General features: G+C 69.2%; 13 protein-coding genes and 1 tRNA gene. 7 read left to right on the forward strand and 7 right to left on the reverse strand.

Annotation, left to right across the window (positions count from 1 at the left end):
- Window positions 1-218: 218 nt before the first annotated feature.
- Complete coding sequence (locus LRG10_RS01795; protein WP_201171737.1) at window positions 219-899, forward strand: NBR1-Ig-like domain-containing protein; 681 nt, start codon at window positions 219-221, stop codon at window positions 897-899.
- Here LRG10_RS01795 and amrS read toward each other — a convergent pair.
- Window positions 896-2,011 carry an AmmeMemoRadiSam system radical SAM enzyme gene (gene amrS, locus LRG10_RS01800; protein ID WP_201171738.1) on the reverse strand — a complete coding sequence of 372 codons (1,116 nt, stop codon included), beginning with the start codon at window positions 2,009-2,011 and terminating at the stop codon, window positions 896-898. The two genes, LRG10_RS01795 and amrS, sit on opposite strands and share 4 nt — an antisense overlap.
- A gap of 91 nt (window positions 2,012-2,102) precedes the next feature.
- Here amrS and amrB point away from each other — a divergent pair, with 91 nt between their 5' ends.
- From amrB to LRG10_RS01830, 6 genes are all read left to right on the forward strand, one after another.
- Window positions 2,103-2,909: an AmmeMemoRadiSam system protein B gene (amrB, locus tag LRG10_RS01805; protein WP_201171739.1), complete on the forward strand. Its 807-nt coding sequence runs from the start codon at window positions 2,103-2,105 to the stop codon at window positions 2,907-2,909.
- Window positions 2,896-3,498, forward strand: coding sequence for an AmmeMemoRadiSam system protein A (gene amrA / locus LRG10_RS01810; protein ID WP_201171741.1), 603 nt, complete (start codon window positions 2,896-2,898; stop codon window positions 3,496-3,498). Before amrB ends, amrA begins: the two co-directional genes overlap by 14 nt.
- A 44-nt stretch (window positions 3,499-3,542) precedes the next feature.
- Window positions 3,543-3,631 (forward strand) — tRNA-Ser (locus tag LRG10_RS01815).
- A 113-nt stretch (window positions 3,632-3,744) separates the two neighbouring features.
- Window positions 3,745-5,349 carry a C69 family dipeptidase gene (locus LRG10_RS01820; protein WP_201171746.1) on the forward strand — a complete coding sequence of 535 codons (1,605 nt, stop codon included), beginning with the start codon at window positions 3,745-3,747 and terminating at the stop codon, window positions 5,347-5,349.
- Between the two features lie 353 nt (window positions 5,350-5,702).
- A complete protein-coding gene (locus LRG10_RS01825) occupies window positions 5,703-6,269 on the forward strand; it encodes a TetR/AcrR family transcriptional regulator (protein WP_201171747.1) in 567 nt (188 codons plus the stop codon).
- Window positions 6,266-7,468 carry an MFS transporter gene (locus LRG10_RS01830; protein ID WP_201171748.1) on the forward strand — a complete coding sequence of 401 codons (1,203 nt, stop codon included), beginning with the start codon at window positions 6,266-6,268 and terminating at the stop codon, window positions 7,466-7,468. The genes LRG10_RS01825 and LRG10_RS01830 overlap by 4 nt, the downstream gene beginning before the upstream one ends.
- Before the next feature lie 22 nt (window positions 7,469-7,490).
- Here LRG10_RS01830 and LRG10_RS01835 read toward each other — a convergent pair whose 3' ends face one another.
- The 6 genes from LRG10_RS01835 to LRG10_RS01860 all read right to left on the reverse strand — a co-directional run bounded on the left by LRG10_RS01835 (window position 7,491) and on the right by LRG10_RS01860 (window position 15,092).
- A complete protein-coding gene (locus LRG10_RS01835) occupies window positions 7,491-8,072 on the reverse strand; it encodes a carboxymuconolactone decarboxylase family protein (RefSeq protein ID WP_201171750.1) in 582 nt (193 codons plus the stop codon).
- A 51-nt stretch (window positions 8,073-8,123) separates the two neighbouring features.
- Window positions 8,124-8,717, reverse strand: coding sequence for a GNAT family N-acetyltransferase (locus LRG10_RS01840; protein WP_201171761.1), 594 nt, complete (start codon window positions 8,715-8,717; stop codon window positions 8,124-8,126).
- Window positions 8,718-8,794: 77 nt separating this feature from the next.
- Window positions 8,795-9,289, reverse strand: coding sequence for a DUF2867 domain-containing protein (locus LRG10_RS01845; protein ID WP_201171763.1), 495 nt, complete (start codon window positions 9,287-9,289; stop codon window positions 8,795-8,797).
- Window positions 9,290-9,314: 25 nt separating this feature from the next.
- Window positions 9,315-10,835 (reverse strand): TolC family protein, encoded by a 1,521-nt coding sequence (locus LRG10_RS01850; protein WP_238634527.1) that lies wholly within the window; start codon window positions 10,833-10,835, stop codon window positions 9,315-9,317.
- Entirely contained in the window at window positions 10,822-13,875 is a 3,054-nt protein-coding gene (locus LRG10_RS01855; protein WP_201171766.1) for an efflux RND transporter permease subunit, read from the reverse strand. Before LRG10_RS01855 ends, LRG10_RS01850 begins: the two co-directional genes overlap by 14 nt.
- Window positions 13,872-15,092, reverse strand: a complete 1,221-nt coding sequence (locus LRG10_RS01860) for an efflux RND transporter periplasmic adaptor subunit (protein WP_201171768.1) — start codon at window positions 15,090-15,092, stop codon at window positions 13,872-13,874. The genes LRG10_RS01855 and LRG10_RS01860 overlap by 4 nt, the downstream gene beginning before the upstream one ends.
- Window position 15,093: the final 1 nt, after the last annotated feature.

Consider the following 15,093-nt stretch of genomic DNA (forward strand, 5'->3'; position numbering starts at 1 on the left):
TTCGCACCCGAAACTGCACTGCCCTGACTTCGGCCAGCTTCCGAGGGGATCGTAGCCCCCTTATACAGTGGATGACCATGCAAGGCGTGCGAGTCGTCCAGATCGCTGGACAGTTGCGCCAGTTTCCCTACTATGAAAAAGGATTAAAGCCCACTACCCTAGTCCATCCCGTCAGCGGGGCTACGCTTAATCCACGGACGAAGACGAAACCCGAGCTCATGCAGACGGAACTGGAGCAGTACATCCGCAAGACCGCCCGGGAGCGAGGGCTCCCGCTGGCAGAGCTGGCCCGGCGGGCAGGCATGAGCCGTCAGGCCCTCTACGACGCCTGGCAACCGGGGCGCTATCCGAGCATGAGCACCATCGTCCGCATCGCCAACGCGCTGGAGGTCCACCCGCTGGCACTGCTCGAGCCCATGTTCCGCAACGACCCCAACGCGACGGGGGTCACGGAGACCGTCGAGAACGGCCTCGACCGCAGCGGCTTCATCGGCGACCTCAACTACCCGGACGGCGCTCCGGTGCTGGCGGGTAGCCGCTTCCGCAAGGGCTGGCAGCTCCAGAATCTCGGCGACCAGCCGTGGGTCGACCGCTATCTCACGTGTCAGGATGACGACATCCGCATCCTGGATACGGCCGGTACCCCCCGGGAGATCGGCGCCCGACTGGTACCGCTGCAACCCTCGGTACCGCTCCCGCGGGTCGACCCCGGGGAGCGGGTCACGCTGCAGGTCGACTTCACCGCCCCGCAGACCCCCGCCACGGTCATCTCGTACTGGAAGATGACCTTCGCCGACGGATCCCTGTGCTTCCCGGACGCACGAGGGGTCTGGGCGAAGGTCCGCGTGATTGCGCCGATCGGCACCGCCTCGGGGACCGGGGAAGCCAGCAGCGACTAGCTGAAACGCAAGGGTAGGCGCCGCCCCGCCCAGCGCCCGGGGCGGGCCTCGAAGACCCCGGCGCACGGCTCCCCGCAGCGCCGGCAGGCGCCGGCGGCGCCCAGCCGCCAGGCACCGAGTTCGTACCGGTCGCGCTCAATGAGCCGCTCGCCGCAGGCGTGGCAGTAGGTGGCACTGCCCTCCGGGTCGTAGACGTTGCCGGTGTAGACATAGCGCAACCCCTGCGCCAGGGCGATCTCCCGGGCACGGCTCAGGGTCTGCGGCGGCGTTCGCGGATGGTTCACCATCCGGAAGGCCGGATGGAAGGCCGTGAAGTGCATCGGCACATCCGCGCCGAGGTGCTCCAGCACCCACTGCGCCATGGCCTCAATCTCGGCATCGTTGTCGTTCTCACCGGGGATCAGCAGCGTGGTAAGCTCAAGCCAGCAATCGGTTTCGTGGCGAACGTAGCGCAGGGTATCCAGCACCGGTGCCAGGTGGGCGCCGGTCAGACGGTGATAGAAACGCTCACTGAACGCCTTGAGGTCGACATTCGCAGCATCCAGGGCAGCGAAGAACTCCGCCCTGGGCTCCGGGCAGATATACCCGGCGGTCACCGCCACCGTGCGGATGCCGCGCGCCCGGCACGCCGCCGCCACATCCACTGCATATTCGTGGAAAATGACCGGGTCGTTGTAGGTGAAGGCCACGCTCTGCGCCCCTTGGGCCGCCGCGGCGTCGGCGATCTGCTCCGGCTCGGCGCGATCGGCGAGGATGTCCATCTCCCGGGACTTGCTCATGTCCCAGTTCTGGCAGAACTTGCAGGCGAGGTTGCAGCCGGCGGTGCCGAAGGAGAGTACCGACGAGCCGGGCAGGAAGTGGTTGAGCGGCTTCTTCTCGATGGGGTCGATACAGAAGCCGCTGGAGCGGCCGTAGGTGGTCAGCACCACCTCCCCGCCCCGGGCCATACGCACGAAGCACAGCCCCCGCTGCCCGTCCTTCAGGCGACAGTGGCGCGGACAGAGGTCGCACTGGAGCCGCCCGTCGTCACACCGGCTCCAGAAACGCGTGGCCACGACGGACGGGTCCGCGGGATCGCGCTCTCTTGGTACAGGGGTCGTGGTCTGATTCATGATCGCTCGGAAACCGCGCTCGGGTTGAATCGTCTAAAGTTTAGACGGGTTCATCGACATTGCGGTTCCTTCGCCACGGGAGGTCACGCCCATGCACGAGACCACGCCCTCGGTTCGCCCCCCTGCCGTCGCCGGACGCTTCTACCCCGGCGAGGCGGAAGCCCTGCGCCGGTCCGTCCAGGAACTGCTCGCCGAGGCCGGCGAGCCGGAACAGGACCCGGCCCGGGCCCCCCGCGCCATGGTGCTCCCCCATGCCGGCTACCCGTTCTCGGGTGCCGCCGCGGCGCGGGGCTATCAGCGCATCGCCCCGATCCGCCAGCAACTGCGCCACGTGGTGCTGCTCGGACCGGCCCACTTCGTCGACCTCAGCGGCATCGCCCTGCCGATGGCCGACGCCCTGGCGACCCCGCTAGGCACGGTGCCCGTTAGCGACACCCTGCGCCGAAAGGCGCTGGCACTGGATAGCGTGCACATCGACGACACGGCCCACGCACGCGAGCATAGCCTGGAGGTCCATCTGCCCTTCCTGCAGACCCTGCTCGAGGACTTCGACGTTCTCCCCCTGGTGGTCGGCCGCGGTCCGGCCGAGGCGTGCGGCCGCCTGATCGAGCGTTTCTGGCAACCGGACACCCTGGTGGTGGTCAGCTCGGACCTGAGCCACTTCCACGACGACCCCACTGCCCGGCAGCTCGACGCCGAGACCACCGCGGCCATCGAGGCCGGCACCTTCGAGCAGATCACCCCGCAGCGGGCCTGCGGCGCCGCCCCGCTGCGCGGGCTGCTGTGGTTCGCGCGCAAGCACGGCCTGCAGGCGCAGACGATTGCGCAATGCAACTCCGGCGATGTCACCGGCGATCGCTCCTCGGTCGTAGGGTATGGCAGCTATGTCTTCCACTGAGCAAACTCCCATCGGCACCGACGTCCCGTCGGAGCACGGCGCCCTCCTGCCCCGCTTCGCCCGGCAGAACATCGCCCACCAGCAGGAGGTGGGCGAGCCGCTGCCCATCGCCTCGGGCCTGCCGGAGGCCCTGACCCGGCCCGGGGCCGCCTTCGTCTCGCTCCACCAGGGCGACGTGCTGCGTGGCTGCATGGGCAGCCTGGTGCCCCGCCAACCGCTGGTGCGCAGTGTCATGGACTCGGCCCTGGAGGCCGCTTTTAGCGATCCGCGCTTCGACCCCGTCACCCGCGAAGAACTCGACGCGCTGACCGTCAAGGTCGCCGTCCTCGGCGAGGCCGAACCCCTGGAGGTGGAGCACGAGGCGCAACTGCTCGAAGAGCTGGTCCCCGGCGAGGACGGCCTGATCCTCCACGACGGTCTGCGCCGCGCCACCTTCCTGCCCGCGGTCTGGGAGGGCCTACCGGACCCGCAGGAGTTCCTCGCTCAGCTCAAGCTCAAGGCCGGCCTGCCCCCGGACTACTGGTCCAGGACCCTGCAATTCGCGCGCTACCGCTCGGTCACCTTCACCGACACACCACGCGCGCCGTAACCCCTTGCAGCAGCCCGCCCTTACTGGCTATCCTAAAAGGCTTAGGAAGGGTGGCCGAGCGGACGAAGGCGGCTGACTCGAAATCAGCTGTGGGCCCTGCCCACCGGGGGTTCGAATCCCTCCCCTTCCGCCATCTTCCCAACCTTCTCACCGCCTTCCCGGAAGTGTACGCCTTGCGCCTGCGGGCGAGAGTGAGGCGTGCCTTCACGGTTCATCCATGATGGAAGCAACCAACCGGAGGCAATCTTGCCGCAACGCCTGATCACCCTCGCCGCACCGGCACTGATGATCGGCGGCGCTGCCAGCGCACCCACCCTGGCCGGAGGCGAGGCGAGCGAACTGCTCGCAGCCACGCCCGCGACCTACCCCAAGGAGGAGCGAGGCAAGAGCGTAGGGCTCTACGTCGGCCACGAGCTGACCGAGGATGGTAGCGTCCTGCTCGGCGGCTACGGCGATGAGCCATCGAGCCACTTCATCGAGGTCATCCCGGCGCAGTCACATGAGCCTGGCGCCACGATGGAGGTAGGCATCACAGACCAGGCCGACATCCCCGGCGAGCGCATCGAGATCCCGCAGGCAAGCCAGACGAACAAGTACATTGCCGTGCGCTACACCTCGTGGGCCGGCTTCCCGCCCCCGCTGGTCAACGGCGGCCTCAACGAGCAAGGGCTGGCGGCACGGGATATCTGGTCGCCGTCCCGCGAGGAACTCGTCGAGATGACCCCGACGCCCCAGCGCGGCCTCTCCTACAGCGATCATGCGCAGATCGCCATGGAGCGTGCCGAGTCGGCGAGGGGCGCGACCGCACTCGTTGGCGAGATGGTCGAGGAGCACGGCCACGCGACCTACGGCGGCAACTCGCACCTGTTCGCCGACGAGGACGAAGGATGGATTCTGATCCAGCTCGCCGGCGGAGAGGGCCTCTGGGCTGCTAAGCGCCTGGCGCCGGACGAGGTACGGGTTTCTCGTCCCGGCTACATCGGCGAGATACCCGCGGACTTCCAGGACCACCCGGACTACATGGGTGCCGAGCACCTTATCTCCTTCGCCGAGGAGCAGGGGTGGTACGATCCGGAGCAAGACGGCGCCTTCCATTTCAATGAGGTCTATGGCACGGATCGGCAGCCCGAGCAGGACGGCATGCAGATGCGCGCGCCGGCGGTCGCCGAGATGGAGCGCTGGCTTGAGGCGCGTGAGCCGGTCTCGCTGAGCGACATGAAGGAGGCCGTGCGCTCGCCGAAGATCACCAGCCAGACGGCGGGCTACGGGACGGTCGCCCACCTGCGGGACGACCTCGAGCACCACACACTGCAGACCCTCTGGGCGACCGTGGCACCCTCGTCAGCGAGCCCGTTCATGCCGCACTACATTGGCCAGGAAGACGTTCCGGTCGAGTTCAAGTGGCACCGCTACCTGAGCCAGGACGAGGACGCCCAGTTCCTGCCGCCCGAACTCTTCGAGCAGGAAGCCAGCCGCTACGCCTTCCGGGAGTTCAAGCGCCTCTTCCACGCCATGGGCGGATCCCTGTGGAATGCCGGCCCGGCCCACGAGAAGCGCTACGAGGCGTTCTACCCGGAGGTCGAGGAGGCGCTGACCGCGTATGAGGCGGCGCGGCGAGCCGAGCAAGAACAGGTGCACGCCATGGCCGGGGCTCTGATCGCCTCCGGGGAGCCGGAACTGGCCGAGACATACCTGACCGAGTACAGCAACACCCAAGCCCTAGATGCGCTCGACCTCGTCAGCACCATGGCCGACAGCATCGAGAAGCGCGGCCGCCTACTCTTCGGCGTCGAGACTTATCGCAGCGACGAGATCTATGAGGACCTCCTCCCCTACGACGGCTGGGAGTAGGATCCTTCCTCGGCCCCCAGCCCATGCGGGCTGGGGGCCGGAGCTACCCAGGGCGGCCCCACCCCGTCGCTCCCCCGCATCCCCTCCGGGCATCTGCACACGATCCATCAGCCGCCCATAGCAATCCCTCGGCCTTGAGCGAGAGGTGCGACCACGACGGCCCGGCAACAAAGTCGGCCTGCCGCCGAATCACTGGTCCCCGACGCTTGTATATCGCCCGCTATAGCTCGCTGAGCTTCACGGATCCGCCGCCGCAGGAGCAAGAGGAGGCGTGAGCGCAGCCCGGTCCATTGACGAGGTCGCGACCTCTACCCCAGACTAGACAGATCGTTCTATCTGATCCGGTGTATCGCATGATCAACAGCAAGCGCGAAAATCTGCTCGACACGGCCGAGCGGCTTTTTTACTCGGCCGGCTTCCACGCCACGGGTATCGACCGCGTCATCACCCAGGCGGGGGTCGCCCGGATGACGCTGTACAACCACTTCCCATCCAAGGAGGCACTGGTGGAGGCGGTGCTCGCCCGCCGCTACGAGCGCTATCTCCAGGATCTGCGCGCTGCCGTCGACAACGCGGCGCCGGGTGAGGCCGTCACCGCACTGGCACAACGCCACTGCCGTTGGCTGGAGACCACCCCCGGTCGCGGGTGCATTGTCCTCAAGGCCATCGCCGAGTACGAGCAGGATCATCCGGTGATCGCCGAGCAGGGTCGCCGGCTCAAGCGCGAGCTCCTCGCCGTCATCGGCGACGCCCTGGAACGCGACCGCTCGAGAGGCGATCCGAAGCTGGCGGAACGCCTGCTGATGGTGCTTGAGGGGGCCAACGCCCTGGTCCCGGTGCTCGGCGCGGCCGCCGCCACCGAGCACTTGCAGGGGATTATCCCCGCCGTCCTCGCGACTGCGCAGGGTGCGGAATCATGAGGCCCGTGGGTGCTGTCGGCTACGCTGTTCTCGGGGCCGGACTGATCGCGGTCGCCTTCGGGCTCGCCCGATACGCGTTCGGGCTGTTCGTCCCCGCCATCCGCACAGAGCTGGGGCTCTCGGCAGACGCCGTCGGCGTCATCAGTTCGATGGCCTTTGTCAGCTTCTGCTTCGCCAGCCTGATCGCGTCACCTATCGTCGACCGCCTCGGTCCGCGCTACGCGGCCGTGGTCTCCGGTCTTTTTGCGTTCGGTGGCCTTATGCTGATCAGCCAGGCGGCTGACGCGCTGACGCTCGGCGCCGGCGTCTTCGCCTGTGGCATCTCCACCGGGCTAATGATGCCGGCGCTGTCCGCCGGTGCGCAGGTGGCCGTGCGGGCCGACCTCCGCGGGCGGGTCAACGCCGTGATGAACGCCGGCACCAGCTTCGGCCTGATCCTGTGCGTCCCCACGGTACTACTGCTCAGCGGGGCCTGGCGCCTGGCCTACGGCTCGTTCGCGGCCCTCGCAGCCATGGGCGTCATTGCCGCCCTGTTCCTGATCCCGAAGACGGCAAGGGCGCAGCCCGGCGACAACGCTCCGGCCTCCGGGGCCTACGAACCCGGGCGGTGGCTGCCAGTGGTCGGGCTGACCGTGTTCTGCGTCGCGATGGGCCTGACCTCGTCCGCCTACTGGATCTTCGCGCCCGACCTGGTCGTGGAAATGGGCGATCTTCCCGAGAGGCTCACCGGGCTGCTTTGGTTGGCCGTCGGCATCACCGGTCTAGCCGGGGCGTGGGCGAGTGACCTCGGTGACCGGTTTGGCGCCCCCACCACCCAGGCCATGGCGCTGGTCGCCCTCGGCGCTGCCACCGGGCTCGTGGCCATCGCCCCGGGCGAGTGGTGGGTCGCGCTGTTCTCGGCCGGCGTCTTCGGTTGGGCGTTCATGACCCTAACCGGACTGTACCTGGTTACCGGCGTCCGACTGTTGCGTCAACGGCCCTCGCTGGGACCGGTGGTCCCCTTCCTGGCGATCACCGTCGGCCAGGCCCTCGGATCGCCGCTGGTCGGCTGGGCCATCGCGCAGGCCGGCTACACGGAGGCGTTCGTGGCCTTCGCAACGCTCGCACTCCTCGTGGCGGCGGCCTCGTTCCTCTTCCCGCGCACGGCACCGGACGGGGCTGCCGTGGAGGGGCCACCGCCGTCGGCAACCCGAACGTAAACGCGGCACCGGGCGGCGCGGCTCAGTCGGCGCCGGGCCGGCCGCCTTTCACCCGGCTCCTGCCAGGCGCCTGACAGAACCCCTGGGCCGGCACGTCGAGGGCACTGTTGAACTTGCTCGACATGTTTTGGAAGGCGATCAGACCGGTCAGCTCCACGAGCCCGTCTTCGTCGAAGTAGGGCCGCAAGGCGTCAACGTGCTCATCCCGAACCCCGGCATCACTGCAGGTCATGGCCTCCGTGTAGGTCAGCACGGCCCGCTCACGCTCGTCGAAGGCATCGCTTTGCCGCCACTCGGACAGCGCAGTGATCTTCGTCCAGTCAACGCCGCGCCGGTTCAGCGTGCGGGTATTGATATCGATGCAGAACGCGCAGTGGTTGATCTGTGACACACGGACGGTAACCAGCGAGCGCAGCGCCGGATCCAGGGGGCTGCGTCTGCGCTCCAGGGCACCGAAAAGCAGAGCCAAGGCGGCAAAGACCCTGGGCGAGCGCCCCCAAAGCAGCCCCGGCTGGAGGACTTCACCGTATTTGCGGCGCTGGTTCCAGAAGAACGGGCGCAGGTACCAGGGATAGGCGTTCAGAGGCTTGGGCTCGATGCGCATCACTCCTCCCCGTCCGGCCACGCCCTCGGCCGGGATCCCGCCGCAGCGCCTTCACAACTGCTTGATCCAGAACTGCAGGGGCTTATCGGTCTCCGCAGGCTCGTCGACCTGCTTCCAAGGGTAGTAGGCGATCAGCTCCTCGCGGGGCGTATACCCGAAGTGCCGCCAGACGGGGTCCAGTGGCTGGTAGTCCGCCGGGCGGAGCGGATGGGCCGGATCACGGACCACAGTGCACAGGGTGGCCCACTGGTAGTCGCCACAGCTTCGAGCATGGCGCTCCCGGACATCGAAAAAGTGCCGGTAGAACCCCCGGCCGCGATAGGCCGGCAGGAGGATCGACTCGGCCAGGTAGAACACCTGCCCCGGATCGAAGCCTTCATCGATAAACGGCTTCTGGATCCGCGGGGACTCGTCCGTCAGCGGCATGGCCGTCGACAGCCCGACCACCTCGTCGCCATCCACAACCACGGTGGCCAACGCCCACGGGGCGTCGAGGTAAAAGCGCAGGAAGTACCGCTCCTCCTCCATGCTGCCGTCGTAGAGGTAGGGCCATTCCCGGAAGACCTGCAGCCGCAGCGCGGCGATCTGCTCAAAACGCTGGCCGATCTCCTCGCCCTGAAGGTATTCGATGTGCGGCTCGCTCATGGTCCTCCAGCTCCCGACAATGCGGTTCAGAAGGGATCAGGATCCGGCACGCGCTCGCGGTGTGTCAAAGAAGGGGCTCAACCACTCGCCCGCGTCTCCGCGCGGCGGCAGATGGCGCGGGCCAGCCCCTTGAACAGGATGGCGTGGGCGGGCTCCATGGCGTACCAGTACATGCGCCCGGGCACCCCCCGCGGGGACCAATACGCGGTCACCCGCACGCGGGTCTGCTGCTCATGGGGCCGGACGGTGAACTCCAGCACCCCGGTCCCCGGGGCCTTCATGCCGAAGCCCAACGCCAGACGCTCCCGCGGCTCCACCACCAGCACCCGCCATGAGTCGATGACATCGCCGGGGCGCAGGTCGGTATGCAGCGGCCGCCCCCGGCTGAGCCCGCGACCGCCGAGCAGCGCATCCAACGACTCGCGCAGGCTCCACAGCGGGTTCATGTAGTAGTAGCGGTTGGGCCCGCCGATCGACACGCACTGCTCCCAGACCGCCGACAGGGGGGCCGTGGTCATCGCGCTCGCCCCGGCACGAAAGGGAAAGCGCGGGTAGTCCAGCGGGTTGGTCATGGGCCACGGCTCCTTGGTATCCGCCTCAGTGCGGCGCACCCTCGTCGGTCGCCGCCTGTATGCCGCGACGCTCCAGCAGCGTACCATCCAGCCGGTAGAGTTCGACCAGCGCGGTGCGGTACTCCACCTGCGCCGCCGCCTCGCTGATCCGACTCTCGAGCAGATCGCGCTGGGCCTGGACCACGGCGAAGGCGGTCGCATCCCCGGCCCGGAAGCGCTCATCTGCTGCGCGCACCTGCTCCTCGCGGGCACGGCGGGTGGCACGGCTCGCCTCGATCTGGGCGGCCGCCCGCTGCAGCTCCAGATGGGCCGTGCGGACATCGTGGCGCACCAAGCGGGCCATATTGCTCAGACTCAGATTGGCCTGGTTGCGCAGGGTCAGCGCCTGGCGGTGCTCCGCCTCAGGGGCGCGATTGGTCAGCGAGCGTCCCAGGGAAATCCCCACCTGCGCGTCGTAGCTGGACCCGTCCAGGTCCCGGGGCGCACCGCTGAAAGAATCGGCATATCCACTGCTGCCCAACTGGATAAACAACTCGAGCTCGGGCAACAAGCCATTCCGCGTCCGGGTAACCTGCAGGTTCTCGCTGCGCAGATCCAGGCGGGCCTGATTGAGTTCCGGGCGCCGCTCCAGGGCCAGGGCCAGGTGCTCGGCCACCGGATCGGGCTCGACGACCAGGCGCTCGGGGTCGGTCAGGGGCTCGATCTCTCGATCCTCCTGGAGCTGATCCTCGCTGCCGATCAAGCGCAGCAGCTCCAGCCGCGCCGCCTCGCGGCGGCTGCGCGCATCGATCAGCTCCTGGCGGCGCAGGGCGGCCTCGGACTCCAGCGGGGCCAGCTCGGTCTCGGCCAGGTCGCCCAGCTCGATCCGCTGCTCGGCCCGCTCCACCTCCTGCTCGGCCAGCTGCAGGGACTCCTCGAAGATGGCGATCTCGCGGTCGGCGAGCACGAAATCCCAATACGCCGACTCCACGTCCGCCACCAGTTGCTGCGCGAAGCCCTGCAGCTCGTGCTCCGAGCGCAGGGTTTCCAGCTCCGCCTGGCGCAGGCTGACCAGGTTGACCGCTCGCCCCCGGCCCTGCAGGAGCTGCTGGCTGAGCCGTAGCTGCAGGCCACTGGTATGAAGCTCCTGCCCGGTTTCACGATCCTCGTCGAAGTCCTGGACCGCCGACAGGCGCCACTCGGCCCCCATAGGCAGACGCTGACTGATGCCGGCCGAGAGCCCGACGTCGGTGCGATCGGTATCCCGCGCCCGACCGGTCTCAAGGCCGATCTGCTCCAGCTGCCGCCGCCGGTAGTCCCCCTCTAGGAAGACTTCCGGATCGAACGCCCCCAGCTCGATCTGCTCAAAGGTGCCCGCCACCACCGGGCCGAGGCGCTCGGCCTGGAGCGCCGGGTTGTGCTCGACGGCGCTGTAGACCGCCTCCTCCAGGCTCAGCTCCCACGCCTCGTCGCCGCCGGCCACCACGCGGCCGGCGAGCAGCAGCGCCGCGCCCAGGAGCAGGCCGCCGGTCAGCGGGCGGCGCCAGCCGCAGTCACACCATCGCATGCCGTCTGCCCTTCGCCGAGTGGAACAGGGTGAAGACCACCGGGATGACCACCAGGGTGATCAGGGTGCCGGTGATCAAACCGCCGAGCACGGCGCGGGCCATGGGGGCCTGCGCCTCGGCGCCCTCGCCAATGCCCAGTGCCAAGGGCAGCAGGGCCAGGCCGGTGGTCAGCGAGGTCATGAGCACCGGGCGCAGCCGTCGTCGCCCGGCGATGAGCACCGCCTGACGCGGCGGGGCCCCGCGGACCAGGCTGCGGTTGGCGCGGTCGACGAGCAGGATGCCGTTGTTCACCACGATCCCGGCGAGCAGGATGATGCCGATGAACGACTGCGCGCTGATGGTGGTGCCGGTGGCCCAGAGCATCCCCACCACGCCGACACCGGCCAGGGGCACCGTGAACATCACCACCAGGGGATTGCGCAGGGATTCGTAGAGCGAGGCCATGACCATGTAGACTAGGGCCACCGCCAGCAGCAGGGTGATGGTCAGTTGCTGCAGCGCCTCGGCCTGCTCCTCGTAGTCGCCACCGATGCGCCAGCCGTAGCCACGCGGCACCGGGACCCCGGCCAGCTCGGCGCGGGCGTCGGCCACCACCGAACCGAGATCCCGGCCGCTGATGTTGGCCTGCAGCGTGGTCACCCGCTGGCGGTCGCGCCGCTCGATGGTCAGCGGCGACTCGCCCTCCACCACATTGACCAGGCTGCGCAGAGCCACCGGCTCACCGCTGCGGTTGGGCACGGTGAGATCGAGCAGCTCTTCACGCTCGATCTGCCGGGCATCGGCCAGGCGCACACGGATCGCCACCTCCTCGCCGGTATCCCGATAGAGCCCGGCGCGGGCACCCGCCACGGCCACCTCGATGGTATTGGCGATGCGGCTGACCGAGACGTCCATATCCGCCGCCCGGGCCCGGTCAATGTGCAGCTGTTCCTCCGGCGCCGAGCGGTCCTGACCGGTGCGCACGTCGGTGACCCCCTCCACCCGGCTGACCCGCTCCTCCATGGCGCCGGCCACGCGGTCCAGGGTCTCGCGCTGGAAGCCGAAGACCTCGATGGTCAGCTCCTCGCCCTCGGCGCCGAAGCCACCGCGGGTCGGCCGGGTCTGCCGGGCGCGCACGCGCACCTCGGCGCCGGGGGTGGCCTGGAAGGCCTCGCGAAGCTCGTCGGCCACCTCTTCGGTGCTGCGATCGCGCTCGGTGACCGAGACCAGGGAGAAGTCCAGGCGGCTGGTGTCCCCGCCGCCGGCACGGAAGCCGCCGGTGCCGGAACTGGAGACCCAGTGCTCGGCCTCGGGCACCATGGCGACGGCCCGCTGCTCGATCCGGCGCATGCGCTCGTCCATGAACGCCAGCGACACCCCCGGCTCCCACTCGAAGCTCATGCGGATGTCGCCCTCGTCGGTGCCGGGCATGAGCTCGGTGCCGAGCCGCGGCACGATAGCCACCGCCAGCACCACCAGCGCCGTGGCCAGGCCCATCACGGCGCCGCGGCGACTGAGCACACCGCCGAGCAGACGCCGGTAGCCACGCTCCAGTGCTCGGTACCAGGCCACCCGGGCCACCCCTTCGGAGCGCTGGGGCAATCGGGCGGCGAGCATCGGCACAACGGTGAAGGCCACAATGAGTGAGCCGAACAGGGCGAAGCCGACCACCCAGGCGAGCTGGGTGAATAGCGCCCCGGCGATCCCCTCGAGAAAGACCAGCGGCACGAAGATAGCCAGCGTGGTCAGGGTGCTGGCGGTCACCGCCGGAGCCACCTCTAGGGTGCCGTTGACCGCCGCCTCATAAGGGGCCAGGCCGCGCTCGCGGCGGGCCATGATCGACTCCAGCACCACGATGGCGTTGTCGACCATCAGCCCCACGCCGAGCGCAATACCGCCCAGGGTCATCAGGTTCAGGGTGAAACCGGCAAAGTAGACCAGGGCGAAGGTGGTGACCAGCGACACCGGGATGGCCACCGCGGCCACCATGGCGGCGCGCAGGTCGCGCAGGAAAATCAGCAGCACCACCAGCGCTAGCACACCGCCGAGCAGGATCGCCCGCCCCAGGTTCTGCATCGAGCGCTCGATATAGACGGCGGTGTCGCGCACTGGCGTCAGGCTGACCTGGGGCAACTCGTTGCGCAGCTGCTCCAGTTCCGCGCGCACCCGCTCTGCCGTCGCCACGGTGTTGGCGTCGGAGCGACCGCGGACCGCCAGGCGGATCCCCGGCTCACCGTCGATGCGGATACGCCGCGTCTCCTCCTCGTGAGTGTCGCGGACCTGCGCCAACTGCCCCAGCCGGACCAGCGATCCGTCTTCCCCGCGGGCCACCGGCAACCCCTGCAGCGCGTCGAGGTCGGTCACCCGCCCCGGCACGCGCAGCCCGAGTTCCAGGCGGCCCTCCGCCCGGCGCCCGGCGGCCACCTCGAAGTCGGCATCCGCAATGGCCTCACGAACATCCTCCAGGGAGAGCTGCGCGGCGCGCAGACGCCCCGGATCCACTGCAACCTCGATCTCTCGCTCAAGACCGCCCCAGATATCCAGGGCCCCGACCCCGGGCACCCGCTCCAGGCGGTCGCGAATGCGGTCCTCGGCCAGAGAGCGCAACTCGATGGGATCGAGCTCGGCAGACAAACCGATAACCAGAACGGGACGGTCGGAGAGGTCCAGAAAGCGCAGCCGCGGCCGATCGGCCTCGTCCGGCAGATCGCGGACGATCCGATCCAGCCGCTCGCGGATGTCGTTGGCCGCGGCCTCCAGATCGGTCCCCCAGGCAAAGGAGAGGCTGACGTCGCCCTGATCCTCGGCTGAGACCGATTCGATGCGCTCCACCCCGGCCACCGGGGCAACAGCGTTCTCGATGGGCTCGACGATCTGCGACTCCACCTCCTCGGGGCCCGCGCCCGGGTAGTTGGTGGAGATGCGCAGGGTGGGGTATTCGATCTCCGGCAGCAGGTCCACCGGCAGCCGGTCGAGGGCGTTCAGGCCCAGGGTCACGGCGATCAGCGTGACCATCACGGTAAAGACCGGACGCCGGGCGCAGAAGGCGGCGATCTTCACGGCGCGGCCACCTCGTTACCCGGCTCGCCGACCACCTCGACGCGACTGCCGTCGGCGAGCAGGTGCTGACCGAGGGTCACCACGGCGCCGCTCAGGGGCGCCTCGCCCTCCGCCTGCGGGCGCACCTCGACGCGCCCCCCGGCACGCAGACCGGTCTCCACCGGCACTAGGCGCACCCGCGGCGGACCCTCCTCGGCCTCCTTGAGCAGAAAGACCGAGGACCGGCCGCCGCGCTGGATGACCGCCTCGCGGGGGACGGTGACCACGTCCTCGGCGCGCCCGACCTCCACCGCCAGGCGGGCGAACATGCCCGGACGCAGGCGGCCTTCGGGGTTGGGCACGGTGAATTCCACCCGGGCCTGGCGCGTGGTGGCGCTGAACAGCGGGGCCAGGCGAGCCACCTCGGCCGGGAAATCGGTATCCGGGTAGCCCTCGACGCGCAGCCGCGCGGCCTGGCCGGGCATCAGGCGGGCGTACTCCCGTTCGGTGACGAACGCCTCGGCCCGCAGCTGCGAGACATCCAGCAGGGTCAGGATCGCCTCGCCGGCGCTGACCGTGGCACCGGGGTCCTTGAAACGCTCGCCGACCACCCGCTCGCCGTCGTCCCAGTCGGCGCGGATCTCGGTGAACGAGCGGCGGATCTGCGCGGCGCTCAGCGCCGCCTGCTGCTGGGCGATCTGCGCGCGCGCCAGCTGCACGCGGCTGCGCTCGGCGGCCACCTGGGCTTCGGCCGCCTCCAGCTCGGCGGCGGATGCGATCTCGCGCTCCCTCAGCTCGCGGGTGCGGTTGAGGTCGCGCTCGGCGGAGGCCAGGGCCGCCTGGCTCTCGGCCAGCTGCGCGCGTGCTACCTCGAGGCCAGCCTCGGCTTCGGCCACCTCCTGCGCCACCTCCTGATCATCGAGCCGGGCGATCAGGTCGCCGGGCTCGAGGGTGTCACCGATGCGCACCTCCAGGCTGCGCAGCTCACCGGTGACCTTGGGGGCGAGCTCGTAGCGCACATTCGCCTCGAGGTTGCCGTCGAAGCGGCGCACATCCTTCAGGTCGCGACGCTCCACCGGCTCCACTTCGACGGCTACGGCGGCGCTCTCGCGCTCCCCGCCGGGGCCGGCGCCGGTACCCAGGTCGGCGCGGAACAGCGCCACGGCACCGATCACGATCAGGGCACTGGCGCCCCACAGGAGGAAGGTCTGGATGCGGCTACGGGCTCTGACGGGCATG

This window comes from Halorhodospira sp. 9628 (assembly GCF_022228075.1).
In the GTDB taxonomy this organism is placed as follows: Bacteria; Pseudomonadota; Gammaproteobacteria; order Nitrococcales; family Halorhodospiraceae; genus Halorhodospira; species Halorhodospira halophila_A.

Excerpts from the sequence above, each read along its gene's own strand:
- amrS (WP_201171738.1), bottom strand. The coding sequence starts at position 2,011 with ATGAATCAGACCACGACCCCTGTACCAAGAGAGCGCGATCCCGCGGAC.
- LRG10_RS01830 (WP_201171748.1), top strand. The coding sequence starts at position 6,266 with ATGAGGCCCGTGGGTGCTGTCGGCTACGCTGTTCTCGGGGCCGGACTG.
- LRG10_RS01860 (WP_201171768.1), bottom strand. The coding sequence starts at position 15,092 with ATGCCCGTCAGAGCCCGTAGCCGCATCCAGACCTTCCTCCTGTGGGGC.
- LRG10_RS01825 (WP_201171747.1), top strand. The coding sequence starts at position 5,703 with ATGATCAACAGCAAGCGCGAAAATCTGCTCGACACGGCCGAGCGGCTT.
- LRG10_RS01845 (WP_201171763.1), bottom strand. The coding sequence starts at position 9,289 with ATGACCAACCCGCTGGACTACCCGCGCTTTCCCTTTCGTGCCGGGGCG.
- LRG10_RS01795 (WP_201171737.1), top strand. The coding sequence starts at position 219 with ATGCAGACGGAACTGGAGCAGTACATCCGCAAGACCGCCCGGGAGCGA.
- LRG10_RS01840 (WP_201171761.1), bottom strand. The coding sequence starts at position 8,717 with ATGAGCGAGCCGCACATCGAATACCTTCAGGGCGAGGAGATCGGCCAG.
- amrB (WP_201171739.1), top strand. The coding sequence starts at position 2,103 with ATGCACGAGACCACGCCCTCGGTTCGCCCCCCTGCCGTCGCCGGACGC.
- LRG10_RS01850 (WP_238634527.1), bottom strand. The coding sequence starts at position 10,835 with ATGCGATGGTGTGACTGCGGCTGGCGCCGCCCGCTGACCGGCGGCCTG.
- LRG10_RS01835 (WP_201171750.1), bottom strand. The coding sequence starts at position 8,072 with ATGCGCATCGAGCCCAAGCCTCTGAACGCCTATCCCTGGTACCTGCGC.
- amrA (WP_201171741.1), top strand. The coding sequence starts at position 2,896 with ATGTCTTCCACTGAGCAAACTCCCATCGGCACCGACGTCCCGTCGGAG.